12 protein-coding genes are annotated in these 17265 nt (G+C 41.6%); 7 read left to right on the forward strand and 5 right to left on the reverse strand.

The annotated features are described in order from the left end of the window. Positions 1-232 precede the first annotated feature (232 nt). Entirely contained in the window at positions 233-3619 is a 3387-nt protein-coding gene (locus tag ABL924_RS08485) for a mechanosensitive ion channel domain-containing protein (protein ID WP_349026653.1), read from the reverse strand. Between the two features lie 56 nt (positions 3620-3675). Beyond that, entirely contained in the window at positions 3676-4587 is a 912-nt protein-coding gene (locus ABL924_RS08490) for a TIGR00730 family Rossman fold protein (protein ID WP_349026654.1), read from the reverse strand. Positions 4588-4925: 338 nt separating this feature from the next. On the opposite strand from ABL924_RS08490, the gene ABL924_RS08495 reads away from it, so the two are divergent. From ABL924_RS08495 to ABL924_RS08525, 7 genes are all read left to right on the forward strand, one after another. Next, positions 4926-6683 (forward strand): L,D-transpeptidase family protein, encoded by a 1758-nt coding sequence (locus ABL924_RS08495; RefSeq protein ID WP_349026655.1) that lies wholly within the window; start codon positions 4926-4928, stop codon positions 6681-6683. A gap of 287 nt (positions 6684-6970) precedes the next feature. Next, positions 6971-8389, forward strand: a complete 1419-nt coding sequence (locus ABL924_RS08500) for an undecaprenyl-phosphate glucose phosphotransferase (RefSeq protein WP_349026656.1) — start codon at positions 6971-6973, stop codon at positions 8387-8389. A 783-nt stretch (positions 8390-9172) separates the two neighbouring features. Continuing rightward, positions 9173-9631: a hypothetical protein gene (locus ABL924_RS08505; protein ID WP_349026657.1), complete on the forward strand. Its 459-nt coding sequence runs from the start codon at positions 9173-9175 to the stop codon at positions 9629-9631. Positions 9632-9699: 68 nt separating this feature from the next. After that, complete coding sequence (locus ABL924_RS08510; protein WP_349026658.1) at positions 9700-10275, forward strand: polysaccharide biosynthesis/export family protein; 576 nt, start codon at positions 9700-9702, stop codon at positions 10273-10275. Continuing rightward, entirely contained in the window at positions 10256-11545 is a 1290-nt protein-coding gene (locus ABL924_RS08515; RefSeq protein ID WP_349026659.1) for a hypothetical protein, read from the forward strand. The genes ABL924_RS08510 and ABL924_RS08515 overlap by 20 nt, the downstream gene beginning before the upstream one ends. A 2-nt stretch (positions 11546-11547) precedes the next feature. After that, complete coding sequence (locus tag ABL924_RS08520) at positions 11548-13128, forward strand: Wzz/FepE/Etk N-terminal domain-containing protein (RefSeq protein ID WP_349026660.1); 1581 nt, start codon at positions 11548-11550, stop codon at positions 13126-13128. Positions 13129-13298: 170 nt separating this feature from the next. Continuing rightward, a complete protein-coding gene (locus tag ABL924_RS08525) occupies positions 13299-14225 on the forward strand; it encodes a CpsD/CapB family tyrosine-protein kinase (protein WP_349026661.1) in 927 nt (308 codons plus the stop codon). A gap of 455 nt (positions 14226-14680) precedes the next feature. On the opposite strand, the gene ABL924_RS08530 is transcribed toward ABL924_RS08525, so the two are convergent. The 3 genes from ABL924_RS08530 to lexA form a co-directional block, all read right to left on the reverse strand. Further along, entirely contained in the window at positions 14681-15706 is a 1026-nt protein-coding gene (locus ABL924_RS08530; protein WP_349026662.1) for a DUF475 domain-containing protein, read from the reverse strand. A gap of 214 nt (positions 15707-15920) precedes the next feature. Beyond that, the gene (locus tag ABL924_RS08535) at positions 15921-16073 is read right to left on the reverse strand and encodes a hypothetical protein (protein ID WP_349026663.1); all 153 of its coding nucleotides are present in this window, start codon (positions 16071-16073) and stop codon (positions 15921-15923) included. 14 nt (positions 16074-16087) lie between these two features. After that, entirely contained in the window at positions 16088-16720 is a 633-nt protein-coding gene (gene lexA / locus ABL924_RS08540; RefSeq protein ID WP_349026664.1) for a transcriptional repressor LexA, read from the reverse strand. Positions 16721-17265: the final 545 nt, after the last annotated feature.

Below are 17265 nucleotides of genomic sequence, written 5' to 3' on the forward strand. Positions count from 1 at the left end.
AACCCTGATCCCAACCTTCTCCCGAAAGGAGAAGGAGTTTTTTGAACTAACTGGAGGTTAATCCGATCATGGTTCAATCGACCCAAAGAATTGCCCGTGGTGCAAATTCACCACGAATGGGGTCAATCATGCCACAAATGGAATCAACCAAACCGTTCGTCCTGAGCTTGTCGAGGGACTTATTCATAGATCCCTCAACTGCTCATGATTTTTTACAGGCCTGAAGGTTGTTTTAGCCAGCCTTATTCTTGGCTTCGATATGAACATTCTGCTGCGGAAAAGGTATTTGAATGTTATTTTCACGCAGTGTCTTTTCGAGATTGACAAGTAATTTGTGGGTGACTTGCAAACGGTGCGCCAGTTCGCTGACAAAAACACGGATAGAAAACTCCATTGCACTCTCTCCAAAACCCGTAAACACCACACCCGGTGCCGGCTCTTCCAACACCAACGGTGTCGCCCGCACCGCTTCAATCATAACCTTATGCGCGAGTTCTACATCCGAACCGTAGGCAATCCTAATAGGAATAACAATTCGAGTGGTCGAATCACTCAAAGTCCAGTTGACTAACTGACTGGTGATAAAGGTTTTATTGGGTACAATCAGTTCCTTTTGATCTGGGTCGATAAGCGTGGTCGCACGCATTTGGATACGGCTCACCTTGCCCGTTACATTGCTGATGGTGACTGTGTCGCCGACTCGGATGGGTCGCTCAAATAACAAAATAATGCCGGATACTAAATTGGCAAAAATTTCCTGCAAACCAAAACCCAACCCCACACTAAGTGCCGCAACCAACCATTGAACCTGCGACCAGCTACCGCCCAATTCGTTAGCGATACAAATAAAACCGATAGCAATAATAAGGTATTTGGCTAATTGATTCACGGCATAACGACCACCCGCTGCTATGGAAAAACGGCTGAATACCAATAATTCCATCAGTCCGGGAAAATTTCGTACCGACATCGCCACAATAAACACGTACAACCCAGCCATCAACAAATTGGTCAAAGTAACAGGCTGGTAGCTTTCCTGGTTATCAACGGTAACCAGATGCTGCCATAGCTCGATGCGATCCAAAAATGAAAAAGCCGGCAGAATATTGCTCCAAATCATCCAGAATCCAACGATTAGGCTAAAACCGATGAACATAATCAATAGCTTGATTGTTTGAGCATTAATGGTTGGTATATCAATCAATTGCTCATCAATTGGTAGCACCGGATCATCGTCACCAACTCCCTCCGATGAGGGAACTTGTTTTTCATTCAGTGCTGCCGTCTTACGCTTTTGTCTGGCATTTTTTAGCGCCAATTGTCGATTAACAAACGTTAACCAACGGATAACCAGCTCATAAATAATGGTGATGATAAAAATAAGCCGCAGCGTGATAATCAGTTTTTGATGTAACTCCAAGGCACTCAGGTAATAACCTTCTACCGCAAATCCGACAACGACTAGGGGAGTTAAAATAGCCAGCGGATACCATATATAACGTAGCTTGGTAAACCAGTCATTAGGGTGGTTTTTGATGTAATCCTGCAATAATCCAGTGGTTGGATTTAACAATCTAGCAAGAAACACAGAGAGTGCAACCATAATAACGATCAGCGCCAAACGACCCAGATTATCGCTATGGCTTGACAATGCCGATGCACCCGTACTATTGATGATAAAAACACCAGGTACTATCACAAAACGTAGCCATGCAGCTTGCCTGTGCAACAGGTTTGCAGCATTTTTTTGCCATTGAAAATGTTTGATTGCTATACCATTAGCGGCAAACAAGCGATAAAAAAATTGCAGCCCAAACAATGGAATGGCAGTGCTTTGCAAACCCACACCGACTGCTTTACTAAAATCCGCGCCATGCGAATTACCACTGAGAAACCAACCCAAAAAATAAACAAATATCGGTAAAGGTAACACCAGAATTAACGTATAACCGATTGCTTTTACTGTGTAATAAAAATTATCGGTGTAAATTTTTTCTATTTTTCCCGCTATGGTTATCAATTGCCGCTTTGCCCAATTCCTGACCATTGGCAATACGAATGAAGCCAGTATGGCAATAACGGTAAGGAACAGGTTTTTCCAGGCAATCATTGTGGTGTCTTTAATCAACGCTACCCAGTTTAGTGGCGATAACAACCATCTGATTGAATCGTACAGTCCGCGCAAATAATCTGAATTGATAGGTGCTGAACTTGGCACCCATAGCAAACGCTCATCCAGGTAACTCGCAAATTTATTGGCCTGGGTTAACATCTGTTGCTTAGCGAAATCAAAATCACCCAGCGTACGTAAATAGGTGGTGTAAGCAACCGATAGTTTGTTTAATAACTCTTTCTGGTTATTTAACAACACCCTTAGCTCTGCTTGTATCATCATGCGATCATCGGTGGGCAAAGCCTTATCAACGTCTTGATCCATCAAATCTTTTAAATGGCTATCCATTTCTGAAAACAGCTTGATTTTGTCGTCTATCTTGAATTGTTCAAGGCTGGTTAAAGCCGTTTCGTTCTGAATGGTCTCAGATTCCAGGATTAGCTTGTCTTGGCTGGCTAAATTACGCCGCTGCTCGCGCAGTATTTTCCCCAAAACAGGGCTTAATCCCGCCAAGCTGATTTTTTTTTCCGCACTTTTGAAATCAGCCTCGATTCCGCTTGCAGTAGCATCTACTTTGTCTTTAAGTTCGTTGTAGGTTTCAATCTTGGCGGTAATTGTCTGCAAATCGCGACTGTACTGAATATTCTCGCGGGTAGCCTGTTGAATAAGGCTGTGCTTACCGGAAACCGTTTTCTCTGCCTGGGTCAGTACATTCTGGATATGGATTGCTTCCTGCTGCCTACGCTCGTTTACCAAATTTTCAATGCCGACAATGACAGGACTCAGCAGGTCTTTCTGGATAGCCAACAATTGCAGTTCAGATTTGAGCAATTCAACCCGAACAAGATTACTGTTCGCTTCGACCGCCAGCATTTTTAGTTTAGCGCTAAGTGAAGTAACCAACGTATTTAGCTGTATTTGCCGAGCTTCGGTTTCCAGCTTTGATGTGGTAGCCAATGGTGGAATTTCCAATTTCTTCTGCACCGCCTCAAGCTCTTGTTTGGCAGCTATCGTTTCTGGGCGAATCAACTGGGGGCGTTCATTTTGCAAAACCAGCTCTTTTTCGAATTTATTTATTTGTTCATCCAAAGTGCCAATCTTTTCCTTTTCGAAAATCAACCGTTGTTCCAGCTCCTCGCCTGAAATCTTTGCGAAGTCTTCAATTTTTTTCTTAGTGAGTTTTTGCTGACCTTGTTCAATTTCCCGCTGCAGTTTTTTTATTTTCTCTGGTGCTTGCTTGATTGCTGACTCAAAACCAGTCGTTTGGGCAACAACCGATTCAATATTCGCCAAATTTTCTTGAGCAGATTGGTAAAGTGCTATCAGTTGAGCCTTAGTAACTTCATCAATGCCTTGCTGGGTATTGACGGCTTCAATTTTAGTTTTGAGCTGGTTTGGGGTGATTTCAGAACCTGTATTTTCTGAGACTCTGCTTGCCGTAACCTTTTCGGCCTGTACGTTGCCCACTACCGCCGCCAACATCGACAAGAAGATGAGTTTAGCCATACTCAGCCGTTTATTACTCATTGAAAAAACTGAAACTTTAACAAACGTCATAGGTTTTAATTGTCTTTGTGGTTATTACCATTGGTGTAATTATCCAGAATGATAGCCCATGCTTCATCAGCAGATTCGGCGTACTGAACGAGTTCGCGGTCGCACTGCGAAATAGCACCTTCCTCAACCAGGGCATCAAAATTGATTATTCGATCCCAATAGTTCCGCCCAAACAAAATAACGGGAACTCGACGTACCTTCCGGGTTTGGATCAAGGTGAGGGTTTCAAAAAGCTCATCCAACGTGCCAAAGCCACCAGGAAATGCAACCAGGGCGATTGCCCGCATCAAAAAGTGCATTTTACGGATGGCAAAATAATGAAACTGGAAACAAAGTTCGGGGGTGATATAAGGATTGGGCTTCTGCTCGCCGGGCAATACAATGTTCAATCCTATACTTTTACCATCGACATCTGCCGCGCCCCGGTTCGCAGCTTCCATAATTCCTGGCCCACCACCAGTCACTACTACGACCAACTGCTCCAGCTTTCTTGCCTCCATGGTAATTAACTTACCTAAACGGCGAGCCTCCTCATAGTAATGGCTTTTTTTTAAGATCCGTTGCGCTTCAACTACTTTTTGCCTTAATTCTTCATCCCCGGGCTGCTTTTTAACTGCTTGTTCTGCATTGGATAACGCTTGTTCTGCATATTGTTGATCGGGAATGCGTGCACTACCAAAAATAACAACTGTGGCTTTGATATTGTGTTCTGCCTGGGTTAACTCCGGCTTAAGCAATTCAAGTTGTAAGCGCACTGGCCGCAACTCATCACGCATCATGAAATCAGCATCATCGTAAGCCAGTCGGTAAGAAGGCGATCTGCTCTGCTCAGTCCCATAATCGTAAGAGACATTCGTTGCATCCTGTTTAGCCGAAGGGAAAGGGCTGTCGCACGGTATTTTGGGTTTTTGAGCCATAAGTATTTCCGTTTATGTGTATCTGCAATGAGCTAAAGGGGATCTCTAAAAATTCAAAAAGCTCCTTCTCCCTCTGGGAGAAGGTTGGGATGAGGGATTTAAAATCAAGCAATTACAACCCTCACCCTAGCCCTCTCCCTGAGGGAGAGGGGATTATTAGAGATCCCCTAAAGAAAGTATTGCTACATACCATCAACAACCCTTTAGCATCGGTATTGTCCGCCCAAGATTGAATTTTGTGTGCTATGGCGAGCAGTTAAGTATAATTGCCATAAATTTTGTGGCGTTTCCGCTCTCATCTAATTATTGACCCATTATTTTCTCAAGGAAGTAATCCTTTGACCCAGCAGACAAAACTTTTCGCTTCTAAGTGGTGCTTGATATTTTTTTTGGCAATCTTCCCTTTGCAAGCACTGTTTGCCGAAGATTCGGCATTCCTGGAGCCTAGTGTTAGCAAAGAAATCAACGCTATTATTACGGCAAGACAAAACCCTTATCTAAAGCAGGCTGATTTTTCAAATCGAACCGAAGATCTTGATGCACTCTATAAACAAGCGAATTATCAACCACTTTGGTTAGGCAACGCCCATTCAGCAAAAAATACCGCTGATGCCCTTGATCTTATGGCAAATGCAGCAACCCAGGGATTAATTCAAGAAAATTATGATACAGAAACGCTGCGAAAAAAATATAGTCTTGCCTTAACGCTCGCACCAACAGCCTATAGAGACCTTGCTCTCTATGACACTGCACTCAGTATAGCGGTATTACGTTTTTTGCACGACTTGCATTATGGCCGAGTAAATCCCCAAGGGATAAACTTCAATTTACTATTGCGCGAGAAAAAACTGACCGATCTTCCGGCATTGATTAGAGACAGCTTGGCACTAAAGACCGTTCCCCAGCTACCGCTCCTGGTAGAACCAAAGTTACAACAATACCAAAAACTGAAGTTTGCATTAGCCACTTACCGCAATATTGCTGCAAAATTGCCAGCATTCAATTTTATTGTTAAAGGTAAACTACGGCCTGGCGAACACCACCCTCAATTGGCTGAATTGTCACAATATTTAGCCAGCGTGGGAGATTTACCCGAAGATAGCTCGATCAATACGACTGAAAAAAGCCCGAAATATACTGCAAATATTGTAGCAGGGGTAAAAAAGTTCCAACTCCGCCACGGTCAACTTGCGGATGGCACAATAGGGCCAAGCACTGCCGCTGCAATCAACGAGCCTTTAGCCCAGCGCGTAAAACAGATTGAGCTGGCTATGGAAAGGCTACGCTGGCTTCCTGAGCTTAGTGTAGGCCGTTCAATCATTGTCAATATTCCTGCATTCCAGTTATGGGCGATTGATGACATCGGCAATGCCGTAGCAAACATCACCAATATGCGCGTCGTGGTGGGCAAGGCGCTAAAAAACCAAACGCCTGTATTGATGGCGCAAATGAGTTTTATCGAATTTATGCCTTATTGGAATGTTCCTAAAACAATCTTAAAGGATGAAATTTTACCTAAATTGATTCGAAATCCAGGGTATTTGTCTTCCCAAAACATGGAAGTGGTTTCCAGTTTTGGAAATTCAGCTAAGCCTGTTTCACTAAACAGTGATGCAATAGAAAAGCTGAAGAGAGGCGTTTACCGAGTAAGACAACGCCCCGGCAACCGCAATAGTTTGGGTAAAGTAAAGTTTATTTTTCCTAACAAAGATGATGTGTACTTACATGACACACCGGCTAACTCCTTGTTTAGCAAATCCCGCAGAGATTTTAGCCACGGTTGTGTGCGCATTGAAAATCCTAAAGTATTAGCCGAATTCGCCTTAAAAAACCAGGGCAACTGGAATGCCGATACTATAAAGAAAGCTATGCGTACGCAAGCTATGCAGCATGTCGTTTTAAAAGCCCCTATACCTGTATTGTTCTTTTACACAACCTCATTTGTTGATCAAAACAACAATCTTGCGTTTTATCAGGATATTTATGGACACGATGCGGTTCTTCTGGAGGCTCTTAAAAAATCTGACGACTTGTCCGACCAGTCGATTTTTGTAAGTACCGGCGTAGAACCGATTACCCCCAATACAATGCCCTAATGATTTAACAAAGATTGCCATTTGTCGCGTATTGCTTGTGACTACGGCTCGTTTCTCTTAGAATCACCTTCTGAGTCGTATTTACAACAAACTTAATCTTGAATTAGGTTAACATTCCCTCCATTAAACACTTTCCCCTGGGAGGGCTGGGGTGAATGCTTGATTCTAAATCCCTCATCCCAACCTTCTTCCGGAGGGGGCAAGGAGCGTTGGAATTTTTCGAGGTCACCACACAAGAAAAGCTCAAAAAACTATTTTCACTTAACTAACATTGATAAAGCAAACCCATGGTGAGCACTCCCCAATCTTTCGGAGTTATACGTCCGCACAGCAATAAGCTCGCCATATTGGCTAGATTATTGGACGTAGTGGTTATCGGCTTGACTTTATGGTCTATTTTCGATCTTGTAGCAGTGGCGTGGGACAACAAACACACTTGGTGGTTGCTGATTTCTATCGTTGGCTTTGGTGTATTTGCCTCATTTAACGAGCTGTACCGAGGCAGCCGAGCCATGTCTACATTCACCGAGATCAGGCTTATTGCAGTTTCCTGGGGCTGCGTATTGCTTGTAATGATCTGCGTAGATCAGGCTTATCCCTTGATAGACCCTATTTACAAGCAATATTTCTGGCTTTGGGGTCTAGCCGTACCCATTGAGATTATTTCTTGGCATGTTATTGTTCGTAGCATGGCTAATCTAGTCAGAAAAATGGGTAGAAATAAACGTCGGGTTGCGATTGTCGGTGCCACTATGCTCGGCGCCGAACTGGAAAAAATCTTCTTTGAAGAAGAAACCATGGGCATAGACTTTCTCGGTTTTTTTGATGATCGTCAACGCGCCGGTGAAGATGACTATCAATTTGACCTTACAAAGCTAACTGGCGATATAGAACAACTCCTTAAACTTGCCAAAGAAGGCATTGTTGATATTATTTACATCACCTTACCTTTGCGGGCAGAACTACGTATTAAAAGCATTGTTGAACAATTATCAGATTCAACCGTATCCGTCCATTATGTACCCGACTTATTTGTATTTGATTTGCTCAGCTCTAGTCTGAATAACATCAAGGGAATACCCGTCATCAGCATCCATGACACACCGTTTTATGGCGTTGACGGTGTTATGAAGCGAGCTTTCGATATTATTTTTAGTAGCGTTGCGTTAATAATCATAGCCATTCCTTTAGTGGTTATTGCAGTAGCCATCCAACAAACTTCTCCCGGCCCAGTGCTTTTTAAACAACGCCGCTATGGTTTCAGAGGGGAAAAGATAGTCGTATGGAAATTTAGGTCGATGATCGTATGCGAAGATGCAGAGACTGTTGTGCAGGCCAAGAAAAATGATCCACGAGTCACCAAACTTGGTGCATTCCTGAGGCGCACATCCTTGGATGAATTGCCCCAATTTTTTAATGTATTACAGGGCAGAATGTCCGTTGTGGGACCAAGACCTCATGCTGTTGCCCATAATGAGTTTTATCGAGGCCAAGTCAAAGGCTATATGCTCAGGCACAAAGTGAAACCTGGAATCACAGGATTAGCGCAAGTCAAAGGCTATCGTGGCGAAACCGATACTTTAGAAAAAATGGAAGGCAGAATACAATACGATCTCAACTACATAAGGAATTGGTCATTGTGGTTAGATATTAAAATCGTGCTGCTCACCATCATCAAGGGCTTTACTGGAACAAAAGCCTACTAGAAATAACTACCTTTGTACTTTTTCATTGAGCTAGACAGTTCAAAGTAGCAACATCACATGGCACAGTACACTTGACAATATGCCCATATTAGTATTTTTAGCAAAATGCTACTACCCAGTTTGGTGCAATGCCTGTATAATCATCGCGCTAAAATGAGGCGTTAAAGGAAGCTTACACGCATACAAAACATACCAGGAAAGGCATATATCTACCTGATAATAAAGCCCATTTTAAAAACATATTTCGTGCAGGTAAAAGTGGTACAATAATTGTTTAGAAATTACTGTGTGTTTATGGCTATTTTGGCTAACATTTTTAGGCAATAAAGTTTGTGTATTGGCTGGTATTTATTGGAAATAAATTGCCCATCATACACAAATCATTTAAAGACTCAGCAGCACTTCTTACATAAAAATTATGATTTTTTGCTTGAATGTTTAGGCATGTAATGATTCCTTAACATTAATCGTTTAGTATTTAGATGTAGTGAATTTTATTCTGATAGCTTCTTAATGGAGATAAGGGCGTTCAGATAACATTAAGAGCCGGTCCAGGAAGATTGGGTATAAGAATAAGGGATTATCACGTAGCTCCTCTACCAATGATTGATACCAAGTTCAATCCGTTTTGCAACAAGCAAAACGGCTCACTTGGTGGCAGTTGCAAGTTGCAGCAGCTACTAACGATAAAAACATGGGTAACTGATATAAATGCCAAGCAATGAATATTGCTGGGTGCTTAAATACAGCGACCAAAAATAATATAACTATTTGGAGCTATACATGAAGAAATATTTTATTGCTTTACTTTTTGGCATGAGTTTAATGTCAATGCAAACGGCATCAGCGGCAACGTTGGCGTTATCCCTAAACTTTGGTGATGGTGTTATCACAAGCAATACCGGCTCAACATTTTCCGGCACTACCACTAAAGGGGCGGTTTGGGACATTGGTCTTTCTGGGTTGGGAGCGTCTGGCTTAGGCGATTTAGTGTTGACAATAACGCCATTAGGACAATCACTTAAAACTTATTTTGACGTAATGCCGCCTTTGGGCTTGATTGCCGGCAGCTATAGTCTGACTATTATAGGCGCATCCACCTTTACTCTTACCGCTAAGGACGCGGTTGGTACTGGCGGTAACAATGTGCCCGTACCAGCCGCTGTTTGGTTATTCGGTTCTGCCTTGATGGGATTGCTAGGCGTAACACGTCGCAAATCACGTCCAGCACTTGCTGCATAAGTAAATTTTTTGCTTTATAATGCGAAGGGGGGCTAGTGCCCCCCTTTTTAATTTAAGGTTAAAATAACATGAAAATATTCAAAATAATTGAATCAGCCTTAACTAAGGCGTTGTTTGCTCTCGTAATGTCTTTGTGCTGCCAAACAAGTTTTGCAGAAACTGAAAAATATTTAATCAATCCAGGCGATGTTTTAGAAATATCGGTCTGGAACGAAGATGCCTTGAAGCGAGAAGTCAAAGTTTTGCCTGACGGCAGCATCGGTTTTCCCTTAGCAGGAACGGTTTCAGCAGCCGGAAGAACAGTTGACGATTTAAAAAAAGAATTAACTGGAAAACTGACGGAATATATTGCTGAACCCGTCGTCAATATCGCGATTAAATCTGCTGAAGGCAATGCTGTCTATGTGACTGGGCAAGTCAAAGCTCCAGGCAAATTTCTTATGACAGAACAAATGAACGTCATGCAGGTACTCAGTTTGGCAGGTGGTTTAACCCCCTTTGCTAAAGGAGACGATATTGTTATCTTAAGGAAAACTAGCAAAGGCGCTGAATCAATCAAATTTGAATACAGCGATTTGGAAGAAGGCTATGGTCTGAGTAAAAATCATTTATTGAAAAGTGGCGATGTTATTGTTGTCCCTTAGTCGTCCCTTAACATTCCCAAAAGCAGTGCGGATTCTCCTGCCTATCGTTAGCTTGTGCATCCTCTTTCCTAGTGTTTTGCAAGCCGCAGAGTGGTCGTTAAAAGGCTCTCTGGATCAATCATTGGGCTATGACGATAACGTCCGTATGCTAAGCAAAGATTCGCTGTTTCCAGGTTCTCGTGGGTCGTTTAAATATAGGATAATACCCGTGCTGACCTTCCTGCACAAAACTGAAGTGTCTGAAATTCAGGCTGATGCCAGTTACGGTACCCAGATTTATACTGATATTCCACAATTTGATCAGGACATACAGAATTACAGCCTTAGTGGACTGTATAAAACCGCAAGGTTTGATTGGGGGCTATCCACAAATCTTTCAGTGACACCTGCCCGTAATACGGCCGCGCTAAATTCCGGTGATTTTAATACGAATTCAGATAGAACGTCATGGTCGGTGTCCCCTTCCGTCAGCTACAAAATCGATGAACTGAACAGCATCATTCTGAGTCCCAGTTATTCTGAAACATCTTTTACAAGTTCGGGTTCATCTCCAACTAACTCTACTAATTTTAGAAACAATACCTCCACTAATATAGGCTTGGCTTGGCAGCGGCTGTGGAATGAACGCTATACGAGCAATGTCAACTTTTTTTATTCCAACTTTAGCTCCCCGCGAACAACTGCTATAGGTGAATCAACGTTCGATAGTGTCGGAATTAATTTTTCAAACACTTATGTATGGTCGCAAAATTGGAATATTGATGGAACCGTCGGCGCTCGACATACTCAATCGACTATCGGTACAGTTAGCAACGGCTCATTTGGCTTTCTGGCTAATGTGGGTATCAATTACACTGGGGAAAGTTTTTCTTCCGGCATCAGTTTTAATCGCTCACTGACACCATCAAACCAAGGACAACTTCAAGAGCAAACGGGTGCAAGCCTGCATTTTAGGTACAAAATTGCGGAGCGCTTGTCAGCTGGGCTTACCACTAGCTATACACAATCAACTTCAGTCAATGAACCAGGTCTCGTTAATGGCATCAACCAATTATCCTCTAGGAAAAGAGAAAACATTGTTGTGGAACCATCAGTTAGCTGGTCGTTATCCCCTGATTGGACACTGGCTGGTAGCTATCGATATAGAACTCAACAAGGCGGCCTAACTGGGGGGGACAATATTACCAATGATGTAAATGGCGTGGCTGAGTCCAATCTATTTATATTATCTATCAACTATAATTGGCAAGGATTGAAACTGTCGAGATAATCATGGAATTAGAAGAAGAAAAAACACTAAAAGATTATCTACAAGTTGCTCGCCGACGCAAATATACCATCATTGTACCCATGCTGGTTTTATTACTGATAAGTGTCGTGGTGGCAATCGCACTACCTCCAGTTTACCGTTCTAAAGCCACCATCCTGATTGAACAGCAACATATACCCAGCGACCTAGTCAAGTCAACGGTCATCAGTTTTGCCGATGAAAGAATTCAACAAATTGAACAAAAGTTGATGACGATTGACAACCTAAATAAAATCATCGAGAAATTCGGTCTTTATCCTAATGAAAAAAAATTACTCACGTCCTCTGATCTGGCAGCGCAATTTAAGGCAAGCACGACCCTTGAATTGATCAATGCAGATGTTGTGGGCAAGGGTAAAAGCAGCAAAGCCACCTTGGCGTTTACCTTGTCGTTCGATCATAAAGTCGGTTCGACTGCTCAGAAAGTAGCAAATGAACTGGTAACCTTATTCCTGGATGAGAACATCAGGTCAAGAACAGAACGGGCAGAAGAATCAACTAAATTTCTCCAAGAAGAAGCTGAAAAATTTAAAGTCGAAATCCAGAAAAGTGAAAACCAGATAGCCCAATATAAAGAAAAGTACAGCAGCAGCCTACCAGAACTGCTGACTGTTAATATGTCTTCCATTGCTAGAATTGAAAACACATTGCAACAATTGCAATTACAAGAAAAAATGCTAGAGGAAAGAAGAATAAGTTTAGGTCTTCAAATCAGCGCCACCAGCCCCGTTGTTGTAGATGGTGGCGACGGCAAAAACGCTAAAGTCGAAAGCCGTGCTTCCATCGAGGCCGAATACCATAGCCTGCTAAAAAAATATTCGAGCACACATCCTGATGTTAAAGCATTGAAAAGAAAAATAGAGGGTTACGAAGAACAAAAAAATGATAAATCCACCAACAGTCAGGCCAACATAAATAATCCAGTCTATTTGCAATTACAGAGTGAAATAAATGTCGCGGGTGTTGAGCAAAAAAATATCGGCCAGCAAAAAATAGCCTTGACTGAGCAGTTAAAAAAACTGGAAGTCAATGTGTCACAAACCCACCAAGTTGAACGTGGATATTATGACTTAATGAGAGATTTGGATAACCAAAAAGCCAAATACAAAGAATTAATAGCGAAATCTTTAGAAGCGAAACTATCCCAAAACTTGGAAGTAGAACAAAAAGCAGAGAAATTTTCCTTATTAGAACCACCTAGAGTACCGGAGAAGCCCGAGAAACCAAACCGGATCAAAATTTTATTTGTTGGTTTTTTGTTTTCCATTATTGGAGGCCTAGGTGCTGGGTTTGTCGCTGAGGCAATGGATAATAGTATCCGAAACCACAATGTATTAACGCATTTGACGGGTGCAGAACCTTTGGTTGTTATCCCTTATATTGAAAATCAAGAAGACCTAAATAAAACCAGAAGAAATAAAATTAATTTTGCCATCTTAATCCTGCTTTTATTGGCTGGTGCCACTGTCGCAATTCATTTTTTCTACATGCCCCTAGATGTTGTATTCAATAGAGTTTCAGATCGGCTGAGCACTCTCTTATAGATTGAACAGCCACACTTACTAACAAATTCATGAAAAAACAAAAGATTAAATTTACTATTCACAGTAAACTTATATCCAAATATTTTTTGTTTTCAAGCAACAAGTCGATTGTTGATTCTATACTGTGTTCTTTATCCCCAAAAGAATTTACAACCTAAACGGAGAAACAAATGGGTGATATTCACGACGCGTTAGACAAAGCTATTCAAAACGCTGAACTGGAAAAAACAAAATTACCTTTAAAAAACGTTTTCGAGGATCAAGTGATTGCGGAGGAGGGAATTCACCATCCCATCGACCCTGACCAGCTATATCCGAAAGATACGTTAGATAAAGCCATTGAAAATGCAGAACTGGAAAAAATAAAATCCCCTTCGAGAGTCGTCTCCCAAGATCAAGTGAGTGCAGACCAAATCATTAGGCATCCCATTGATGCTGGCATAATGCGGCAAAAACGAGTTGTAACTTTACACAATTACAATGTTGAATCCGAAGCATTCCGGATGCTGAGAACCAAAATCTTAAAACAACTAAGGGATAATGACTGGAATAGCTTCGCAATTACCGCACCAACACAGGGCGCCGGTAAGACAACGGTTGCTGTTAATTTAGCCATTGCAATGGCAATGGATGTTAACCAATCTGTTTTATTAGTTGATTTGGACTTGAAACACCCCAAAGTTCACTGGTATTTTGGTCTTGAAAATGAGGTGGGTCTAAGGGATTATTTTCTCTCAGATAAGCCTCTGTCGGATATGCTGATTAATCCTGGCATTGATCGTCTAACAATCTTGCCAGGTAGGGGGCAAGCCGTAGGTTCTTCAGAAATACTATCAGGGCCACGGATGAAAACGTTAGTTAACGAACTTAACAATCGCAACCAATCACGGATTATTATTTTCGACCTACCCCCTGTTTTAGCAACGGATGATGTACTCTCAACCATCGACTGCTACGATGCTATATTGCTAGTCGTTGAAGAAGGTAAAAATCGGCCTGACGAAGTAAAGAAAACGCTTAAGCTTTTATCAGGAAAAAATCTGTTAGGAACCGTTCTTAACAAGTCTCAAAATCCACCTGAACATCAAAGCTACTGATTAAAAATTGACACTGTATCTGCTACAAATATCCAATTATTAGCTGTAACGAAGGGAATACCAGGGATTTCCTAAGATACAGTGGCAACATTGCAAAGACGCTCTAGTGAAAGCGCTGAACCCATCGTTAAGGGAATAGCTGTAGAAATATAAGAACTGCGCGATAAAAACTTAGAGCCTACTAAAGCCATATCCCTTTATGCTTCATCAAACAGCGAGAAGTAGGGGCTTTGGTTTCTGTGCAACTTGGAAATACGATCACAAATTTTGTGTCCAAAACGTCAAACACGTTCACAATAAACTGCGCGCACTTCCACTCGATACAATCAACTCAACGACTGAAGCCCCATTGCCAATACAATAAGCACCTCCTTAAAATTGGGGCTTCACGAATTGAAAACATCTCAGAAGGTTTCCGCAGCCCAACTTGTCTCAGCACTCAGAACTGGTAAAACTTAACGCCTTCTTTTTAAGTCTTGTTTTTCTGCCTTGTTGTATCGAATCGAAGAAAATACCGAGAGTGCTATTAAAATCGCCCCGACCAGACCAGTAACCACTTCACTGATATGGTAGCGCATACTAACCAACATGATACTCGCCAAAACACCTATGGCATAGTGCGCGCCGTGTTCTAAAAATACGTAATCATCCAAGGTTCCCTTGTTGACAAGGTACACGGTCAGGCTTCTGACAAACATAGCTCCTATGGCAAGGCCGAGCATGATGATGATGACATCTTGTGTAATCGCAAAGGCACCGATAACACCATCGAATGAGAATGATGCATCAAGAACCTCAAGATAAACAAAACTCATTAACCCTGCTTTTTTTACCATACCAGAAGCCAGCTCTCCTTGTTCCTCATCCTCAAATAATGCGGCAGAACTATCTACAATGACAAATAGGATTAACCCTGAAATACCCGCTACTAAAGCGTCTAAGCGAATCTCCGGCGGCAACCATTTCTGCATTATCAACAACAAACCCAATGCCAGGATGACTTCAATAGCTTTGAGTTTGCCCAAAGCACTTACTCGTTCTTCAATACGACCCAGCCAATGTAGTTCCTTGGCATCATTTAACATAAAGGAAAAAAACACCATAAGCAAAAACATACCACCGAATGCTGAAATTTGTACGTGGACATTATTAAGATGCTGCGAATAAGTCGCCGGATTTTCTAAGGCCATTTGGGCAACACCGACAAAATCAATGTTTGTGGCTATCGAGACAATCAATACTGGGAATACCAACCGCATCCCAAATACGGCAATTAAAATCCCCCAGGTTAAAAAATAATGTTGCCAACGCGCATTCATCCGCTTTAAAACAGACGCATTTACAACGGCATTATCAAAAGATAAGCTGACTTCAAGAACCCCAAGGATGATGGCGATAAACACCCCAATCATGCCACCCCACCAAAATGCTGTGGACAAACAAAGAACTGTAATCAGAAAAGAAAGACGGAAGTGCTGCATGAAATACTCATTAGTATGTTTTAAGTTGCACAACTATAAGAGTATTTATTTATAAAGCAACCTTTCTAGTTTTATAATCAACCTGTGTAGTCAGCATTTGTGACTGTCACAAACTTCATTTTTTGTTCTGCCAGACTGAATCTAGATCAGGGAATCTCACCCCCTCCTTTCGGGAGAAGAAATTTTTTGAATTATTAGAGATTCCCATTAATTCTCAAAGACCAACGCCTACAAGAAACACAACCAGCAGCAGCGCCGCAATAGAAAGCTCTTCCAATTGGCGCATTAAGGGAAACCTGCCCTCCTGCATAATCATTTCAATACGGTTAGTGACTTGATCACACATATGTACTTTTCTTTTTAACATGAGATTTCTCCTAATTAATGATTGGAATAACTACGCATCTGACCTACCAATACACCCTGAATTTCCACTTGTTCGGGTTTGAATCGCATGGCTTCCATTTTAGCATTGGCGGGGATGAGTAAAGTTTCGTGCGGGTACTGCTCAATGAATTTCAATGTGGCTTCGGACTTATTAACTAAGGCCACCACAATCTCGCCATTACGGGCATGACTACGTTGCTCAATAATTACCCAGTCACCATCGAAAATGCCTTGTTCAATCATGGAGTCGCCTTTTATTTTCAAGACATAACAAGGTTTTTGAGTTTTGAGTTGTTCAGGAATAGCTATATAAGAGATGGTCTCCACTGCCTCTATCGGCCTACCTGCGGCAATAGTGCCAACAAACGGTAAACTGCCCTGATTATCTGAACCACATATTAATTGCTTGGCATATTCCGTTAATCGGATGCCGCGTTGCTTGCGCTCTGGCGCTTCAATCAGATTCGCTTCAATCAAGGCTTTTATATGTGCATGTAATGAGCCTCGTGATTTCACCCCAATGCCGGTACAAACTTCTTCCAATGTCGGAGGATGCCTAAAGGTATCTTGATTTTGTATTAAAAAATCAAATATTTCTTGCTGCTTGCGGGTAAGCATTAAATTCATAATGTTCTCAATTTGTTTTGTTATAAATATACCATAAGAACAAAAACAAAACAAATAGAAATCAAATATTTTTTGATTCTTACATTCAATAACTAAAAATGCCTATGAACAAAACGCAGGTTATAGATTCGGTCTTGTGAAGTTTGAATTATTTCTGAATTAAAGCCATGCGCATCAATATATTCAATTAGCTTGACTTAAAACTTTAAAAGGCCGGAGCAATAATTCAAATAGTGGTGGCTTACCAACTACTTTAGCGGAAAAATCATGGGCTTTTGTAGGATTGACCATTCAAGACTCTTTAACCATTAGTTTTGAATGAAATTCCCTGCAACCTGTAGTTTGTTCATAGGCATTTAACTAAATGAGTGACTTTTATTACAGATGAATTTCCTGCTTTAATCGCTTTTCTAATTACACTAAATAACGGATACAGATCCTATTGTGCTGAGACCTTTGCACGACCTCAAGCCCCAAAATGGGTAAAATAAGCCTTTATTCAAGTTCGAGCAATAGCCTATGTCCTGGAAGAACCTAGCCCAAAC

The organism is Methyloglobulus sp., assembly GCF_040079455.1.
Lineage (GTDB): Bacteria > Pseudomonadota > Gammaproteobacteria > Methylococcales > Methylomonadaceae > Methyloglobulus.